Consider the following 16,479-nt stretch of genomic DNA (forward strand, 5'->3'; position numbering starts at 1 on the left):
CCTCCGGAGAGTGAGAAAGAACCCACTCCGCCAGTCCGGTAGCCATCCTTTGACAGAACTGAGACACTATCGTTATGCAAATTCGGGTGCTCCTCGTCGCCGGCGCAACTGCGCTGGTGGCCGCGTCATGCGCGCAGCCGGAGCCACAGGTGCTCTCGGAAGCGCCGCGCTCCGCGTCCGCCACGGAGGTCGCGTCGCCGACCCAGACGACGGAGCGTGATGAGCAGCCCGGAAAGTTCATCGCACGCTGCGCCACTGAGGCCGACGGCGGCACCCCGGGCCTGACCATCTTCACCGACGGCTCGCAGAACGTCACCGATCACTGCCTGAGCAGGTACTACATCGGGGTCCAGCCGGCTCCCGGGGCGTTGTACGTCCCCGACGAGGAGGCGGGCACCTACGCGCCGTCCTACGAGTCCGCGCCGGTCGACACCACCGCTCAGCAGTGGACGCCCGCCCAGCCACGGACCGATGTCGGGCCCGAGGATGACCGCGATCTCCTCGCTGACGGGGAGACGACCGGGCAGCCGGGCGACCCGGACTCCGGCCAATCCCCCACGGACGAGCCCGGCGCCCCCACGACCCCGACCGACGGGACCTCGCCCACGACGCCGCCGACCACCGACCCCGGTGGCACCGAGCCGGGCGAGACGGACCCGACCGCCCCCGGCACCTCCGTCCCCGGAACCACCACGCCCGGTACGACCACGCCGGACACCACCGTCCCCGGTGAGACCGTGACCGAGGGGACCGGTTCGTCCGAGCAGGCGGCGGTGCCCACGGTCACCGAGGCGCCGCAGGACCAGCAGCCGGGCCCCCTGACGTCGGTGATGTCTACCGAGCCGTCGGGTTCGTTCGGATCCGGGGCGCCCGCCGAGCCGCCGACCTCCGTCGGGTTCCCCGCGTTCCGCTGGCCCGGGTCGTTCTGGCCGGGCGGCCCGCAGGACTGACCGGCGGCGAGCCGACCGGGCGCTCTGTCCGGTCGGGCCCTGTTCCGGTCAGGCCTCGTTCATCCGGCGACGCAGGTCGTCTCGCTTCTCGCGGCGTCCCGAGTCGACCGCCGCGATGTCGGAGTTGATCTGCGCCCGCATCCGGCTGAACAGCACCATCGACAGCGGCAGCGCGATCACGACGGAGATGATCGCGGCGACGAGCACCGGTACCTGCACTCCCGCGAGACTGCCGACCCCGATGATGACCAGCGTCAACGCCACCACCAGCAGGAGGCGGACGACGGTGTAGACGACCATGTTGCGGGCCAGGCGCGCACCGGGTGAGGCCCCCGCCGGGGTGGTCGTCGGGCTGACCGCCCCATCCGCAGGGTGTGTTGACTCGTCTCGCTCGCTCATGGTCACCAGGATACGTATCGTGGTGGAGAGGAGGTTCGAGTGATCTGGCTGTTCGCACTCATCGGAGTGGTGACCGTGGCGATCCTGCTGTGGCGGGCCTTCGGGCCCGGCTCACGGTCGGCTCCCCCACGCGTGATCGCCCCGGACGACGACCCCGACTTCCTGCGGGATCTGGATCGTCGCAAACCGCTCGACCCCTGACGCCTCGGGCGCAGGGGTCGCGGCGGAGCTCTGTCCGGCAGCGTGCCCCGCGAGTGCCCGGTCAGCTGCGGGCGAGCAGGCGGACGATGGAATCCACGGCGTCGCTGATCTGCGCCCCCGTACGGTCGAACACCTCGGGCTCCCGGCCGATCGGATCCTCCACGTCGAGCGCGGGGTCGTCGGTGTCGATGTCCAGCCTCGCCCGTGACAGGCCCGCGAGCGTGACGGCGTCGTCGGAGTCGGCGATCCGGGCGGCCTCCAGGATCGTGTAGGTCTTCTTCCACAACAGCGGCGCCAGCTCCTGCACGGCATCGCGGTGGGCGCGCGTCGCGGTGAGTACGAGATCGCGTCCGGTGAGCAACCGGGAGGTGAGCAGCCGTGAGGAGAACCCGCCCCCGTCACCCCCGTAGCCCTGCAGTACCCGCAGGGACTCCCGGTGGATCTCCACGCCGTTGGCCGCCCGTGTCCCCGCCGAGTCGACCGTCACGTCCAGTCCCGCCGCCTCCGCGCGCCTGGCCAACAGACGTTCGGCCAGCGGGGAACGACACATGTTGCCGGTACACACCGTCATCACCGAGATCGCCATGCCGACGATCCTAGTGTGCCGTCGTGGCGCGCATTTCCCTCCGGACCTCGGACCCCGGCCCCCTACCGCCTCCGCCCGTCACTCCCCGCGCCACTGCGGGGTGCGCTTCTCCAGGAACGCGGTCATGCCCTCCTGGGCGTCACAGGTGACGGCGTTGGTGGCCATCGTCTCGGCCATTTCGCGGTACGCCTCGTCCTGGGGCAGGTCGATCTGCAGGTAGAAGGCCTGCTTGCCGATCTCCAACGTCAATGGGCTGGCGTCGGCGATCTGCACCGCGAGTTCGTCCGCCCGGGAGCGCAGCCGGTCGGCGGGGACCGCCTCGTTGATCAGTCCCCAGTCCACGGCGGTGGCGGCGTCGATGGTCTCGCCGGTCAACAGCATCTGCATGGCGCGCTTGCGACCGACGGCGCGGGAGACCGCCACCATCGGGGTGGAGCAGAACAGGCCGATCTTCACGCCGGGGGTACCGAAGCGTGCGGTGTCGACGGCCACGGCCAGGTCGCAGGTGGCGACGAGCTGGCATCCTGCGGCTATCGCGTGGCCCTGCACCTCGGCGATCACCGGCTGCCTGATCGCCTGGATGGTCTCCATGAGCTGGACGCAGGTGGTGAAGACCTCGCGCTCCTGCGTGAGCGAGCGGTCGACCATCTCGCTGATCTCGTGTCCGGCGGACAGCGCGGGTCCCGAGCCGGTGAGCACGACGACCCGGCAGTCCGGGTCGTCACCGAGGTCGCGGATCGCCCCCGTCGCCTCCCGCATCATCTGCAGGGAGAGCGGGTTGCGCCGCTCGGGCCGATCGAGGGTGACGCGCGCGATCGGGCCGCTGCGCTCGACGAGGACGAACGGGGTGCTCATGGGACCTCCGGAGGGGATGAGGGGCTGGCGCCTCCCCTGGTTCTACCCCGTGGCCCCGGTCGACGGGCCGGGACGGGGCCCGGACGCCCCCACCGGACGCGGCGGACCCTCCGGACGCGGCGGGCCCTCCGGTGGCGCCGGACACCGGGGCCCGGCCGGGAGTCAGGTCGCGGCGGTCCCGTGCCGGCCGTCGCACCACTGCTCGGCGGGCACGGTGGCCTTCACCTGGTCGACGTGCTCACCGCAGCCGTCCCAGGTGGTCTTGCCGCAGACGGGGCAGGTGACGGGGTAACACATAAGAATCTCCTCAGATCCGACTACATACCCTAGGGGGTACGCCTGTGAGGGTAGGTCAGTTCTCGTCCGGGCGCCACACGGCGTCCACGGCGGACGTCGCCTCCCTCAAGTGTTCGACGTGGGCCTCACACGCCTCCCACTGTGGCAGCCGCCCCGCGGCGGCGACGTCGAGCAGGCTCGGGGCGTCGCGGTCGCGCTCGCTCATGACGTGCTCGATCGAGGTGCCGTCGAGGGCCGTCCCCGGCCAGTCGATGGCGATCTTGGGGTCGAACGCGTCGATGACGTGCTCGGCCCCGGGGCGCCACCCCTCCGAGCAGAAGTACATCACCGTGGACTGCGGCTCGAGCGCCAGGAAGCCGTGCGCCACGCCCTCGGGGATGTAGAGGGCCCGCTGCTCGACCGAGTCGAGGATGACCCCGGCCCACTCGCCGAACGTCGGCGAGCCCACCCGGATGTCCACCACCACGTCGAACACGGTGCCGGACGGGCACAACACGTACTTGGCCTGACCGGGCGGGACCTCCGCGAAGTGCAGGCCGCGCAGCACACCCTCCCCGGAGACCGAGACGTTGACCTGCGCGAGGTCGAAGCGGTGGCCGGTCATACGGCGGAAGTTCTCGTCGGTGAACGCCTCGTGGAACACCCCGCGGTCGTCGGAGATCTGCCGAGGGGTGATCTCCCACGCCCCCGACACGCTGAGCTCGCGCAGCTGCACGTCGGTCCCGCCTTCCTGTCGTCTGTCGATCCGACCCGTGGATCCCGACCACCCTAGCCGCGCATCGCCTCCACGATCTGCGCCGCCGTCCACTCGCCGATGAGCAGGCACCGCATCGCGTCGTCGTGGACGGACGCGTCCTCGCGCCACCCGGTGACGACGAACTGGAACACGTAGGTGGCCTCGTCGTCGCTCCATCCCACGATCAGACTGGAGGTGGCCATCCGCCCCGGTTCGGCCGTGTAGGTGCCGCGCAGGTAGCGGTAGACGCTGCGGACGGCGCCGGCGGACTCGTCGCCCTCGCCGGCCACCTGCTCGAGCAGGGTCCACTCGGCCAGCGCATCGGCCGTGGCGACGATCATCTCGACCGCCTGCTCGGTGTCCATCGCCGGGGCGACGCGTGCGCAGGTGGCGACGGCGTTGGGCGAGAACCCGTCGCGGTGTGCGCCCGGGTCCACGTAGATCACCGCGGACGGCTCGGGCGATTCGATGCGCTGCCACGGCGGGCTGTCCACCCAGGTAAGCGGCTGTGCGGCCACGGCCATGGGCGGGCTCGCGTCCAGCGAGCGACCGGTCGAGGCGCAGTATTCCTGGATCGAGGTCATCGTGGGCTCCCGGGCCCCGTCAGCCCTGGAGGCCCGCGCCGACGATGTGCGCGCCCCCGTCGACGACGAGGGTCTGCCCGGTCATCCAGTGCGCGTCATCGGAGAGCAGGAACGCCACGGGCCCGGCGATGTCGTCGGGCACCCCCAGTCGCCCGGCCGGCAGCGCCGCCGACATGGCCTCTTCGCGGCCGGAGTACAGCGCCTCGGCGAACCTGGTCTTGACCACGCCCGGGGCGACGGCGTTGACGCGCACGGCCGGGCCGACCTCCACGGCGAGCTCCTGGGTCAGCCGCATGACCAGCGCCTTGGTGGCGCCGTACCAGCCGATCCCCGGCGAGGGGGCCAGGCCGGCGATGGAGGCGATGTTCACCACGGCGCCGCCGCGCTCCCCCAGCCCGGCGTGGTAGATCTTCTGCGTCCACGACAGGGTCCCGAGGGCGTTGACCTCGGTGATCTTGCGGGCGGCGGCGAGGTCGATGTCGACGGTGCGGCCGAAGACGGGGTTGATGCCGGTGTTGTTGACCAGCAGGTCGATGGGGCCGAACTTCTCCTCGGCGCGGGCGATGACCTCGCGCTGGTGGTCCTCGTCGTCGCTCTTGCCGGCCACGGCGAGCACCCGGTCCGGCGCGCCGAGCTCGGCGACGGCCTCGTCGAGGCCCTCCTGTCCCCGGGCGGTGATGACCACCGAGGCCCCCTCCGCGAGCAGGCGTCCCGCGATCCCCAGGCCGATCCCCCGGCTCGCCCCGGTGACGAGCGCGGTGCGTCCTGCGAAGCGGTCGGGGACGACAGGGCCGGTGCGGGGGGCGGGAAGGGGGGTAGCGGTCACGACCGTCTCCTTATGAGGGTGGGATGGCGTCTGGTGTGCGCCTCCCAGCCTAGAGGCCGTGCGGCTGGGGGCCCGCCGAGACGGGGTCTCTCGGGATTCTCTCAGCGGACCCTCCGGGATTCCTTCACCTGCGGGTCGCCGGGCGCTAGAGTTGTTGACGGGTCTCATCCGGCCGCTCCCTCAGGCGGCGCTACTATCCCGGGGTGTGTGCATGTCACCACTAGTTCCACGCGCTGGCGCGGAGTCGGCGGCGTGTTCGATCCTCGACATCCCCGGCCCGCGCTGGTTCGGGCAGGACGATCCGATCTGGCGCGTCCACGGTGACGCGTCCACCCCGATCGGGATCACCACCGGCCTTCTCATGCTGACCGCCGACCCCTCCTACTCCGCCGTGGTGGCCGCGTGCGGAGCCGAGGAGCACCCGTGGTCGGTGGACGACTACCTGCACGACCTCGTGGAGATCTCGACGTTCGGCACGGTCGACGACGCCATGGTGACCATCGAGCACGCCCGCCGTGACCACAGTTCCTTCTCCGGCACCACCGAGCACGGCGACTACTACTACGGCTCGGACCCCGCGCTGATCGAGTGGGCGCAGGCCGCGATGGCGTGGGCCCTGCTCGCCGCGTTCCAGCGCTTCTCGGGGCGGCAGCTCTCCCCCGCCGATTCCGACCGGTACGTGTGTCAGTGGTCGGGCCTCGCGCGGCTCCACGGCGCCCGGAGTTTCCCCTCGACCGTCCGCGAGCTCGAGCAACTGTTGCGTGGGTCCCGCGGTCGCGCCCGGGCCACCGTCGCCGGTCGCCGCGCCGCGGCCAAGCTTCGCGAGGACGCCAACGCCTGCCCCGGGGTCACGGAGAACTCGGTGATCGCCCACCGGTCGTGCACCACGGTCGTGGACGCCGCCGCGAGCCTGGTGCCCTCGGAGGTGCGTCGCGCGCTGGATCTGCCGCACCGTCCGATGGACCGCACCGCCGTGTTCGGGCGGATCACCAAGGCACACGAGGGCCTCGCGCGGCCGAGACTGACGACCCGCGCACCGATCGCAGCCCCGTCGGCGATGCGGTCCCGGACCGCCTGAGCGTCCCGACCCGGGCCATACGGACCCGACGCGCCCGGCCGGTGGCGGTCACCAGTGACCGTTGACGCCGCCCTTGATCCATCCTGCGATCTCCCACACGAGATGCACGGGCAGCATCACGCGGTCGAGCCGGTCGATGGGTGTCATCCGCACGTCCAGCCCGGTGGCGCCCCGCATCCACGTTCCGGCCCGCAGCGTGTGGGGCCGGTTGGTCACCACCAGGATCCGTTCCCACCCGCGCGCCCGGGCGATCGCCGCGACCGACTGCGCCTCGCCCCACGTGGTGCGCGGGTCGGGTGAGAAGCACACCACCTCGGCGCCGGACGGGCGGGCCGGACCGGTGCACAGCCGCCGGGCCACCTTCTCCGAGTTCCCGCCGGGATTGCTTACCAGCAGGGTGTCGGCGTATCCCGCCTCCACGAGATCGCGGGCGTACAGGTGTCGCCCGTCGTCCGCGCCGGCCAGCATGACCACGGCGTCGGCGCGCACGGGGTCGTCCGCGCGGGGCTGCAACAGGAACGCACCCCACGCGGTGAGCGCGAGCACACCGACGGTGGCGGTGGCCGCGACGGCGATCCCGGCCGCGAGCACTCCGCGGCGGGTCCGGTTCACGACCCGGGACCCGGGAGCTCGCCCCGCTCCCGCTGTCGCTGGGCGATCCAGCCCTCGTGGGCGATCGCGCGGACGAGATCCTGCCTCCAGTCGTCCATCGGCGCCAGCCCGGCGGCACGCCACGAGGCGTCGGAGAGCACGGAGAAGGCCGGCCTCGGGGCGGGGCGCGCGAACTCCTCGCTGGAGCAGGGTCGCACCCGCTCGGGATCCGCCCCGAACCACGTGAACACCGCCCGGGCGAGGTCGAACCACGTCGTGCGGCCTCCCCCTGCCAGGTGAAGGGTCAGGCCCCTCGCGTCGAACTCGCCCCCGGCATCCCTGGCCACGAGGCCGAGCAGTCGATCGGCCAGCGGCGCCGTGTAGGTGGGCGAACCCCACTGATCGTCGACCACGGTGAGCGTCTCGCGCTCCCGTTCCAGTCGGGCCATGGTGGCCACGAAGTCGGACCCGCGCAGCCCCTCCCCCGCGCGTTCGGGCCCGCTGTACACCCACGCGGTGCGCACGATCGTCGTCTCGGGGTACACCGACAGCGCCGCCCGTTCCCCCGCGAGCTTGGTGCGTCCGTACGCGGTCGCCGGCGCGGTCGGGTCGTGCGGCTCGAGAGCCGGAGCGGTGGCCGGGTCACCCCCGCCGGGGACCTCGCCCGAGAAGACGTAGTCGGTGCTGATGTGGAACAACCGGATCCCGCGGTCGCGGCACGCCACGGCCAGCGACTCCACCCCGTCGGCGTTGACCGCGTGGGCGGTGGACTCGTCGGCCTCCGCGCCGTCGACGTCGGTGTATGCGGCCGCGTTGATCACGACCTCCGGTTCGTGGCGGTCCAGGGCGGAGGCGATCGACGCCGGGTCGGTGACGTCGAGCTCGTCGCGTCCCACCGCGACCGCGCCGCCACCGAGCCGAGCCCTCGATTGCTTGTCGAGGTAGTGCCCGAGCTGCCCGCGGCCGCCCGTCGCGAGGATCCGCGGCCACCTGCCGGCGGTCACAGGGTGCGTCCCTTCTCGCGGCGCAGGACATCGAGGAGATACCGGCCGTACCCCGACTTCTGCAGGGCACGGGCGCGGTCGGTGAGCTCGTCGTCGTCGAGATACCCCATCCGCCACGCCACCTCCTCCGGGCAGCCGATCTTCAGTCCCTGTCGGTCCTCGATCGTGCGGACGTAGTTGCCCGCGTCGAGCAGGGAGTCGTGCGTGCCCGTGTCGAGCCACGCCGTACCGCGCGGCAGCACCTCGACGTGCAGACGCTCCTCGCGCAGGTAGTGACGGTTGATGTCGGTGATCTCGTACTCACCCCGGGCGGACTTGCCCAGGCCCCGCGCCACGTCCACCACGTCGGCGCTATAGAAGTAGAGCCCGGGGACGGCGAAGTCGGACGCCGGGTCCTCCGGCTTCTCCTCGAGGCTGATCGCCCGCCCGTCCGCGTCGAAGTCGATCACCCCGTATGCACTCGGGTTCGACACCCGGTAGGCGAACACGGCGCCACCGTCGGGATCGGCGAACCGTCGCAGCTGCGTGCCCATGCCGGGCCCGTAGAAGATGTTGTCCCCCAGGATCAGGGCCACCGGCTCGTCCCCGATGTGGTCGGCGCCCAGCACGAACGCCTGCGCCAGCCCCTCCGGGGCCGCCTGCTCGATATAGCTGAGGGTGATGCCGAACCGGCTGCCGTCGCCCAGCAGGCGGCGGAACTGGGTGGAGTCCTCGGGCGTGGTGATGATGAGGATGTCGCGGATCCCCGCCAGCATGAGCGTGGAGAGCGGGTAGTAGATCATCGGCTTGTCGTAGACGGCCATCAGCTGTTTGCTCGTGGCCAACGTGAGCGGGCTCAACCGGGTGCCGCTGCCGCCGGCCAGGACGATGCCCTTCACAGCACCGTCTCCGTCCGCGCGTACGTCGCCTCGACGCGCTCCTTGACCGGCTCCCACCAGTCACGGTGGTCGCGGTACCACTCGATCGTCTGCCGCAGGCCCTCGCGTAGGTCGGTGTGTCGCGGCTCCCAGTCCAGCTCCTCGCGCGTCGCGGTGGCGTCGATGGCGTAGCGCAGGTCGTGGCCGGGCCGGTCGGTGACGTGGTCGAACCCGGGGTCTCCCCCGGCCTCGCCGCCGTTCGCGCCGCTGCCGTCGGCCACTCCCATGAGCTCGCAGATCATGCGCATCACCTCGAGGTTCGAATGCTCGCCGTCCGCTCCGATGAGGTAGGTCCGGCCGGGCTCACCGGCGGCGAGGACGCGCAGGACCGCCGCATTGTGGTCGTCGACGTGGATCCAGTCCCGCACGTTGGCCCCGCTGCCGTAGAGACGCGGACGGCGGCCGTCGAGGATGTTGGTGATCTGCCGCGGGATGAACTTCTCCACGTGCTGGAACGGTCCGTAGTTGTTCGAGCAGTTGCTGATCGTGGCGCGCACCCCGAAGCTGCGGACCCAGGCGCGTACGAGCATGTCCGCGCCGGCTTTGGTGGCCGAGTACGGGCTCGAGGGGTTGTACGCCGTGGCCGGGGTGAACTTGGCCGGATCGTCCAGCTGGAGGTCCCCGTACACCTCGTCGGTCGACACGTGGTGCAGCCGCACATCGTGCCGCCGACACGCCTCGAGGACGGCGTAGGTACCGACGATGTTGGAGTGCACGAAGGGCCAGGGCGCGGCCAGCGAGTTGTCGTTGTGACTCTCCGCGGCGAAGTGCACCACGGCGTCCCGCGGCCCTGTCAACGCCGCGACCAGACGGTCGGTGACCGCCGGGTCCGCACAGTCCGCCTCGATCAGTTCCACCCGGCCGGCGGGCAGACCGTCCAGGTTCGCACGGTTGGCGGCGTAGGTCATGGAGTCCAGGACCGTGACGTGGGCGTCCGGGTACTCGCGGATCACGGTGTGGACGAAGTTGGCGCCGATGAACCCGGCTCCCCCGGTGACGACGAGGCGCATGGGCACAACCCTACCGCTGCGAACGGACCGCCCCCGCCCCTTCCGCGGGGCCCGGGGTGTCCTCGGCCTCCGGCGTCGACCCGGCCACCGACCCCGCCTCCGGCCATGCCACCAACCCGGCCTCCGATCCGGGCGCGCCGGCCGAGTGGTCGACCGTTGCGTCGTCGGGGTGGTCGGGGTAGCCCCCGGCGGGTTCGCGGCGCAACTCCCGGTACGCGGCCAGCATGCGGGCGCGGCGGCGGTCGTGCGCCTCACTGGCCGTGGTGTCGCGCGGCGTCACCCGGACCGCCTCCTCGGCCGGGATGCCCGCCCGGAGCTGCCGCAGGCGCATCACCTCCGCGTCCAGCCGGGCTCCGTAGAGCACGCCCATGTTGACCAGCCACAGCCACAGGAGGAAGACGATGATCCCGGCGAGCGAGCCGTAGGTCCGGTTGAAGCTGCCGGCGGCGGAGAGGAACAGTCCGAACCCGGCGGTGGCCACCCCGATCACGAGCAGCGCGGCGCTCGCGCCGAGACTGACCCAGTGGAACCGTCGACCGGCGATGTTGGGTGAGAAGCGGTAGAGGATGGCCAGCGCCAGGATCGCCGAGATCACCGCGCCTGGCCACTTGGCGACGCCCCATACGGCCAGGGCCGTCTCGCCCAGGCCGATCCATCCCCCGATGGTCTCCGCGATGGGCCCGGTGAACACCAGGGCTAGACCCCCGACGGCCACCAGGACGATGAGCAGCGCGGTGAGCACCAGCCCGACGGGCAGCACCCGCCACAGCGGGCGTCCCTCGGCCACCCCGAAGATCGCGTTGATGGCCCGTCCGAGCGCCCAGACGTAGCGCGAGGCCGTGACCAGTGCGACGACCGCACCGACCAGGAGCGCCGTCCCCGCGGCCGGCGTGGTCACGAGCGTCTCGATGGGGCCGTGGACCGGGTCCAGCACCGCCGGCGGGGCGACGTCGGAGAGCATGTCCATGACCGCGTCCACCGTCCGCTCGCCCTGGCCGAACACGCCGAGCAGCGAGACCACTCCGAGGATCGCGGGGAACAACGAGAGCACGCCGTAGAAGGTGAGCGAGCCCGCCACGTCCGGGCCGCGGTCCCGGAAGAACTCCGACACCGATCGGGCCAGGACCAGCCGGGCGGTCCGGAGCCGTCTGCGCACCGTCCGGCCGGCGCCGCCCGAGATCGTCATGCCCTGATTGTGGCCCCTGCCGGTCGCGGGCGTCCCCGCCTCGCCGGTCAGTCGCGGTTGCGGGCCTGTTCCACCTGGGCCTGGCGGCGCACGTCGGCCGCGTCGTCGATGGTCTTCTGGTGCTTCTCGGCCGCCTTGTCGCTGGCCGTGGTGTCGCGCGGCGGGAGCTGGATGGTCTCCTCGGCGGGCAGCCCGGCCTGCAGCTCGCGGGCCCGCTCGATCTCGGCGTCCACCTCCGCACCGAACAGCAGGGCGTTGTTGGTGATCCACAGCCAGAGCAGGAACACGATGACACCGGCCAGCGAGCCGTACGTGGCGTTGTAGCTGCTGAAGTTGGAGACGTAGAAGACGAACCCGGCGGTGGCGACCGCCCACACGATCAGGGCGACGATCGCGCCCACGGAGATCCACCGGAACCTGGGTTGCTTGACGTTGGGCGAGAACCCGTAGAGGACCGCCAGGATGACGACGACGACGAGGATCAGCGCCGGCCACTTGGCGATGCCCCACACGGTCACGGCGGTCTCGCCGAGTCCGACGAGATCACCCACCCACTCGGCGATCGGGCCGCTGATCACCAACATGAGCCCGGCCACGCAGACCAGGAGCAGCAGGACCGCGGTGAGCAGGATCATCGCGGGCTTGAGCTTCCAGAAGGGACGACCCTCCTCGACCTCGTAGATGTTGTTCATGGCCCGCCCGAACGCTCCCACGTACCCGGACGCCGTCCACAGGGCGCCCGCGATACCGGTGATCAGTGCGATCCCGGCGGCAGGGGTGTTGACGAGGGACTCGATGGGGCCCCGCAGTGTCGCGAGCGTCTCCTCCGGAGCGGCGCCCTCGAAGAGCCCCATCACGGCGTCGACCGTGGCCTGTCCCTGCCCGAACACGCCGAGCAGAGACACCACGGCGAGCAGGGCCGGGAACAGCGACAGCACCGCGAAGTACGTCAGCGCCGCGGCGAGGTCGGTGCAGTTGTCCTTGGAGAACTCACCGGCGGCGCGCTTGAGGCCGATCTTCCAGGCGCCGCCCTTGAGCTTGGTCGGGGACTCGGGCTTGCCCGCGTCGGGATCAGAGTCCGGGTCGGGTTTATCGGTGATGTCGCGGCTGCTCGTACTCATGCCCAGGACCTTTCCACTAGCGGGCCTCCCCCGCATCCGGCTCGCCGACTCCCCCCACGGGATCATCGCCGACTCCCGGTGCGTTACCCTGATTGGTGTCACGTCACCAAAGTGGCGTATCTACAATCTCAAGGTCACCTGACCATCGTTGAACCAGAGGGAGAATCACCGTGAGCCTGTCCAACGCCATCCTCCGCGGAGTCACCGGCGCCTTCGTCCTCAACTCGGGCCTGAGCAAGCGAGGCATGCCGACCGAGGCCGCCCAGGGCCTGCAGGGCTTCGCCGCGACGGGCGTTCCCGCCGTGACCAAGATGGATCCCGATTCCTTCGGCAAGTTCGTCGCCTACTCGGAGATCGGCATCGGCGCCGCCCTCCTCACCCCGGTCGTGCCCCGCAGGATCGCGGGCGCCGCCCTCGGCGTGTTCTCCGCGGGCCTGCTGGCCATGTACTTCCGCAACCCCGCCATGACCGAGGACGACGGCATCCGCCCCAGCCAGGAGGGCATGTCCCTGGCCAAGGACGCGTTCATGGCCGCGATCGCCGGCGCGCTGGTCACCGACCGGTAGTCCGACGGCCGGTGGGCGTCCGCGCCCGGCACCCGGCACCCGGCACTCATAGTCGCGACGGCCCGGACCCGCATCCCGCGGGGCCGGGCCGTCGCGCGTCCCCGGACCGGATGCGCGGGCCGCACATGTCGCCGACCATGGGGCGATGACGCAGAACCCGGAATCCGATGTCCCGGCCCGCCGGATGCGGATAGTCGTCACCGGCGCCAGCGGGAACGTGGGGACCCCTCTCCTGCGCCGCCTGCTCGCCGACGGCCACGACGTGGTGGGACTGTGCCGCCGGATCCCACCGGCCACCGCCCCCTACGACGGTGCCGAGTGGCACCGGGTGGACCTGTCCTACGCCCGCGCCGAGGATCTGGTGGGAATCTTCCGGGGAGCCGACGCGGTCATCCACCTCGCCTGGGGCTTCCAGCCGACCCGCGACGTGGACCACCACCGGCGACTGGGCGTGGGCGGCACCGCGGCGGTCGTCGGCGCGTGCCGACTGGCTGGCGTGCCGCACCTCGTGCACCAGTCCTCGGTGGGCGCCTACGCCCCGGTGTCCGACGGTGGCCCCGGGGTGTCGGTGAGCAGTCGCGTGAGCGAGGATGCCGAGCTGGGCGGGGTGCCCACGGCCGCCTACAACCACCACAAGACGGCCGCCGAACGCCTGCTGGACCAGCACGAGCGTGAACACCCCGGCAGCCCGACGATCGCCCGCATGCGGGCCGCGTTCATCGTGCACGGCGAGGCGGCCTCGGGCCTGGCGCGCTACTTCAGCCCCGCCGTCGCGCCCCTCCGGTTGATCCGGGCGCTGCCGATCCTGCCGGTGGACCGGCGCCTCACGGTGCCCCTGGTGCACGGCGACGACATGGCCTCGGCGCTCGCGGCCGCCGCGACGACCGGCGCGCAGGGCGCGTTCAACATCGCGGCCGAACCACCCGTGACCCGCGACATGATCGCCCGCGAGCTCGGGGCACGGCCGGTCGAACTGCCGCTGCGGATCCTGCGGCAACTGGTCCACGTCAGCTGGCTGCTGCACCTCCAGCCGCTGAGCATCGGCTGGGTCGACCTGGCGTTCGGGGTCCCGCTCATGCACACCACCCGCGCCCGGGCCGAACTCGGCTGGCACCCCACGGTCCCGGCCGACGAGGCACTCCGGGAGGTGATCGACGCGATCGCCGCCGGGCGGGCGGGCACGTCCCCGCCCCTGCGCCCGCGGACCCTGCTGGACGCGCTGGCCTCGCTACGCCGCGGCGGCCCCGTCGACGTCAGACGACTGCCCTGATCGCGCCCAGGATGGCGTCCGCGAGGTCGGCCCGGCACACGACGAGGTCCGGGAGGTAGGTGTCGGCCACGTTGTACTCCAGCGGGGAGCCGTCGACCCGCACCGCGACAAACCCGCGGGCCAGCGCCACCCCGGCCGGGGCGGCGGAATCCCACTGGTACTGACCCCCGGCGTGGATGTAGGCGTCCGCCTCGCCGCGGACGACGGCGGCCGTCTTGGCCCCGGCTGACCCCAACGGCACCAGATCCCCGCCCACCGCCTCGGCGACCGCGTCGGCGAACCGGGGAGGACGGGACGCGGAGAGGACGATCCTCGGCCGGGAGCCCGTCCGCGGGGGAAGGAGGCCTCCTCCGTCGACCCCGCCGTTGCCCACGGGTGCGGCGTAGACCTCGTCGTCGTCGACCCCCGACACCACCCCGAGCGCCGGTAGCCCGACCGCTGCGGCGGTGAGTCGCGACAGGGCCGGGTCCCCGTGGCGTTCCCACAGGGCCACGTGGACGGCCCAGTCCGGCCGGTCACCGAGGCCGTACTCACGGGTGCCGTCGACGGGATCGATGATCCAGACACGGTCGGCGTCCACCCGCGCGAGGTCGTCGGCCGACTCCTCCGACAGGACCGCGTCGCCCGGACGCGCCGCCGCGAGCCGGTCGAGCAGCAGCGTGTTGGCTCGACGGTCCCCGATGTCGCCGAGCTGCCGCCCGGTGGGGCCGGACGAACGCAGGTCCACCAGCAGGCGTCCGGCCTCCGTGGCGAGGTCGACGGCGAGTTGCTGATCCGGGGTACGCGAGGCGACGGTCATGCCCACCAGCCTAGGAGGCGTACCGCCCGCGGGGGCGCGAGAGGCCTACCGCCAGCGGGAGCGCAGGCCCCGGCGCCGGGGATGCCCGTACTGGCGGGCGACGCGGGCGGGCTCGTCCGGGCAGCGATGGGCATCTGCCGCGACCCGGGCCGCGCCACGCGACGGCAGAACGCCGCTGCGCGCGTTGCAGCGATGACAACCCCACACCGCGCCGTCGGCCGTCTCCTCGACGTAGCACGGACGCTCTCCGACCTCGCTCATGGTTCCCCTTGAAGCCCCAGCGCCGGCCCCGAGCCAACGCGTAGGCCCCCTATCTTGTCATAAATTTTTACTACGCAACAGTGGAAACATCGTGCGCATCTCGCGTCACCCCCGAAGTGCCGGCAGAGGTTCTGGACAGCCGACCAGCGCGCCGCCGTGGGGCAGTAGACAGAACGGTCTAGACATCCTCCACATCCTATGTCTACTGTATTGCTCTACTTACTCAACTCACTACCCACAAGGTGACCGTGAAGACTCTCATCGTGCTCGGCGTCGTCGGCGCCATCGCCCAACTCATCGACGGCTCCCTGGGCATGGCGTACGGCGTGACGTCCACGACGCTGCTGGTCGCGGCCGGTATCGCCCCCGCCGCCGCGTCGGCATCCGTGCACTTCGCGGAGATCGGCACCACCCTCGCCTCCGGCATCTCCCACCACAAGCTCGGCAACGTCGACTGGCGGATCGTGCGCATCCTCGCGGTGCCCGGCGCGATCGGCGCCTTCGCCGGCGCCACCCTGCTGTCCAGCCTCCCCGCCGACGTGGCCAAGCCCGTCGTGGGCGCGATCCTGCTCACCCTGGGCCTGTACGTCCTGTACCGCTTCCTCGCCCTGGGCGGGCGGCGCCCCGAGTTCCGCGGACGGGTCCGCACCGGGTTCCTCGTGCCGCTCGGCCTGGTCGGCGGCACCCTCGACTCCCTCGGCGGCGGCGGCTGGGGCCCGGTCGGCACCACCTCCCTGCTGTCCTCGGGCCGCGTCGAGCCGCGCAAGGTCGTCGGCTCCATCGACACCTCCGAGTTCGTGGTGGCGGTCGGCGGGTCACTCGGCTTCCTCGTGGGCCTGGGCGCGGCCGGCATCAACTGGGGCTACGCGCTGGCGCTCCTCATCGGCGGAGTGCTCGTGGCCCCGCTCGCGGCGTGGCTCGTCAAGCACCTGCCCGCCCGGGTGCTCGGCACGGCGGCCGGCGGCCTGATCGTCGTCACCAACACCCGCACCCTGCTGGTGTGGGCCGAGGTGCCCTCGTCGGCGACCACCCCGATCCTGCTGGCCCTGGTCGCCGTGTGGATCGGCCTGGTCACCTGGGCGGTGCTCGCCGAGCGCAGGACCCCCGGCGACGACGACGAGGCCGGCACCCACCCCGCCGGACCCGCCCGTGCGGGGACCGCCGAATCCGCCCCGGCCCAGGCCTGACCGGACCGAGGCGGGCGACCGGGGAGTCTCGGACCTTCACTCCCCCGCCCGCCAC

The 16,479-nt window shown here is 71.9% G+C and carries 21 protein-coding genes; 6 read left to right on the forward strand and 15 right to left on the reverse strand.

The annotated features are described in order from the left end of the window. The first annotated feature begins 74 nt into the window (after positions 1-74). Positions 75-950: a hypothetical protein gene (locus tag L8M95_RS05855; protein WP_260489309.1), complete on the forward strand. Its 876-nt coding sequence runs from the start codon at positions 75-77 to the stop codon at positions 948-950. A gap of 48 nt (positions 951-998) precedes the next feature. Here the strand turns inward: L8M95_RS05855 and L8M95_RS05860 are convergent, their stop codons facing one another. After that, positions 999-1,349: a DUF4229 domain-containing protein gene (locus L8M95_RS05860; RefSeq protein ID WP_260488563.1), complete on the reverse strand. Its 351-nt coding sequence runs from the start codon at positions 1,347-1,349 to the stop codon at positions 999-1,001. Between the two features lie 39 nt (positions 1,350-1,388). Here L8M95_RS05860 and L8M95_RS05865 point away from each other — a divergent pair, with 39 nt between their 5' ends. Further along, on the forward strand, positions 1,389-1,550 hold the full coding sequence (locus L8M95_RS05865) for a hypothetical protein (RefSeq protein ID WP_260488564.1): 162 nt from the start codon (positions 1,389-1,391) through the stop codon (positions 1,548-1,550). A gap of 61 nt (positions 1,551-1,611) precedes the next feature. Here L8M95_RS05865 and L8M95_RS05870 read toward each other — a convergent pair whose 3' ends face one another. The 6 genes from L8M95_RS05870 to L8M95_RS05895 form a co-directional block, all read right to left on the reverse strand. Then, complete coding sequence (locus L8M95_RS05870; RefSeq protein WP_260488565.1) at positions 1,612-2,136, reverse strand: protein-tyrosine-phosphatase; 525 nt, start codon at positions 2,134-2,136, stop codon at positions 1,612-1,614. 78 nt (positions 2,137-2,214) lie between these two features. Then, positions 2,215-2,991, reverse strand: coding sequence for an enoyl-CoA hydratase (locus tag L8M95_RS05875; protein ID WP_260488566.1), 777 nt, complete (start codon positions 2,989-2,991; stop codon positions 2,215-2,217). Positions 2,992-3,153: 162 nt separating this feature from the next. Beyond that, positions 3,154-3,288, reverse strand: a complete 135-nt coding sequence (locus L8M95_RS05880; RefSeq protein ID WP_260488567.1) for a hypothetical protein — start codon at positions 3,286-3,288, stop codon at positions 3,154-3,156. Positions 3,289-3,343: 55 nt separating this feature from the next. Continuing rightward, a complete protein-coding gene (gene rfbC, locus L8M95_RS05885) occupies positions 3,344-4,003 on the reverse strand; it encodes a dTDP-4-dehydrorhamnose 3,5-epimerase (RefSeq protein ID WP_260488568.1) in 660 nt (219 codons plus the stop codon). 53 nt (positions 4,004-4,056) lie between these two features. Beyond that, the gene (locus tag L8M95_RS05890) at positions 4,057-4,608 is read right to left on the reverse strand and encodes an LpqN/LpqT family lipoprotein (protein WP_260488569.1); all 552 of its coding nucleotides are present in this window, start codon (positions 4,606-4,608) and stop codon (positions 4,057-4,059) included. 19 nt (positions 4,609-4,627) lie between these two features. After that, entirely contained in the window at positions 4,628-5,434 is an 807-nt protein-coding gene (locus L8M95_RS05895; RefSeq protein WP_260488570.1) for an SDR family oxidoreductase, read from the reverse strand. 211 nt (positions 5,435-5,645) lie between these two features. Between L8M95_RS05895 and L8M95_RS05900 the strand changes: the two genes are divergently transcribed. After that, on the forward strand, positions 5,646-6,512 hold the full coding sequence (locus tag L8M95_RS05900) for an oxygenase MpaB family protein (RefSeq protein ID WP_260488571.1): 867 nt from the start codon (positions 5,646-5,648) through the stop codon (positions 6,510-6,512). 48 nt (positions 6,513-6,560) lie between these two features. Here L8M95_RS05900 and L8M95_RS05905 read toward each other — a convergent pair whose 3' ends face one another. From L8M95_RS05905 to L8M95_RS05930, 6 genes are read right to left on the reverse strand one after another with little or no spacing between them, the layout of a single operon-like run. Further along, positions 6,561-7,124 (reverse strand): YdcF family protein, encoded by a 564-nt coding sequence (locus L8M95_RS05905; protein WP_260488572.1) that lies wholly within the window; start codon positions 7,122-7,124, stop codon positions 6,561-6,563. Beyond that, positions 7,121-8,107 carry a dTDP-4-dehydrorhamnose reductase gene (gene rfbD, locus L8M95_RS05910; RefSeq protein WP_260488573.1) on the reverse strand — a complete coding sequence of 329 codons (987 nt, stop codon included), beginning with the start codon at positions 8,105-8,107 and terminating at the stop codon, positions 7,121-7,123. The genes L8M95_RS05905 and rfbD overlap by 4 nt, the downstream gene beginning before the upstream one ends. Beyond that, entirely contained in the window at positions 8,104-8,985 is an 882-nt protein-coding gene (rfbA, locus tag L8M95_RS05915) for a glucose-1-phosphate thymidylyltransferase RfbA (protein ID WP_260488574.1), read from the reverse strand. The genes rfbD and rfbA overlap by 4 nt, the downstream gene beginning before the upstream one ends. After that, the gene (gene rfbB / locus L8M95_RS05920) at positions 8,982-10,034 is read right to left on the reverse strand and encodes a dTDP-glucose 4,6-dehydratase (protein ID WP_260488575.1); all 1,053 of its coding nucleotides are present in this window, start codon (positions 10,032-10,034) and stop codon (positions 8,982-8,984) included. The genes rfbA and rfbB overlap by 4 nt, the downstream gene beginning before the upstream one ends. Before the next feature lie 10 nt (positions 10,035-10,044). Then, complete coding sequence (locus L8M95_RS05925) at positions 10,045-11,220, reverse strand: YihY/virulence factor BrkB family protein (protein WP_260488576.1); 1,176 nt, start codon at positions 11,218-11,220, stop codon at positions 10,045-10,047. Between the two features lie 47 nt (positions 11,221-11,267). Next, complete coding sequence (locus L8M95_RS05930) at positions 11,268-12,341, reverse strand: YihY/virulence factor BrkB family protein (protein ID WP_260488577.1); 1,074 nt, start codon at positions 12,339-12,341, stop codon at positions 11,268-11,270. 170 nt (positions 12,342-12,511) lie between these two features. Here L8M95_RS05930 and L8M95_RS05935 point away from each other — a divergent pair, with 170 nt between their 5' ends. Together L8M95_RS05935 and L8M95_RS05940 are read left to right on the forward strand one after the other, a co-directional pair. Next, the gene (locus L8M95_RS05935; RefSeq protein WP_260488578.1) at positions 12,512-12,907 is read left to right on the forward strand and encodes a hypothetical protein; all 396 of its coding nucleotides are present in this window, start codon (positions 12,512-12,514) and stop codon (positions 12,905-12,907) included. A 145-nt stretch (positions 12,908-13,052) separates the two neighbouring features. Beyond that, positions 13,053-14,177, forward strand: coding sequence for an NAD-dependent epimerase/dehydratase family protein (locus tag L8M95_RS05940; RefSeq protein WP_312027448.1), 1,125 nt, complete (start codon positions 13,053-13,055; stop codon positions 14,175-14,177). Here the strand turns inward: L8M95_RS05940 and L8M95_RS05945 are convergent. Both L8M95_RS05945 and L8M95_RS05950 read right to left on the reverse strand, forming a co-directional pair. Next, complete coding sequence (locus tag L8M95_RS05945; protein WP_260488579.1) at positions 14,161-14,976, reverse strand: 3'(2'),5'-bisphosphate nucleotidase CysQ; 816 nt, start codon at positions 14,974-14,976, stop codon at positions 14,161-14,163. The two genes, L8M95_RS05940 and L8M95_RS05945, sit on opposite strands and share 17 nt — an antisense overlap. Positions 14,977-15,021: 45 nt before the next feature. Then, the gene (locus L8M95_RS05950) at positions 15,022-15,237 is read right to left on the reverse strand and encodes a hypothetical protein (protein WP_260488580.1); all 216 of its coding nucleotides are present in this window, start codon (positions 15,235-15,237) and stop codon (positions 15,022-15,024) included. A 248-nt stretch (positions 15,238-15,485) separates the two neighbouring features. Here L8M95_RS05950 and L8M95_RS05955 point away from each other — a divergent pair, with 248 nt between their 5' ends. Beyond that, positions 15,486-16,424, forward strand: a complete 939-nt coding sequence (locus tag L8M95_RS05955) for a sulfite exporter TauE/SafE family protein (RefSeq protein ID WP_260488581.1) — start codon at positions 15,486-15,488, stop codon at positions 16,422-16,424. Positions 16,425-16,479: the final 55 nt, after the last annotated feature.

Origin of the sequence: Dietzia sp. B32, from assembly GCF_024732245.1 — a bacterium.
Classification (GTDB): domain Bacteria; phylum Actinomycetota; class Actinomycetes; order Mycobacteriales; family Mycobacteriaceae; genus Dietzia.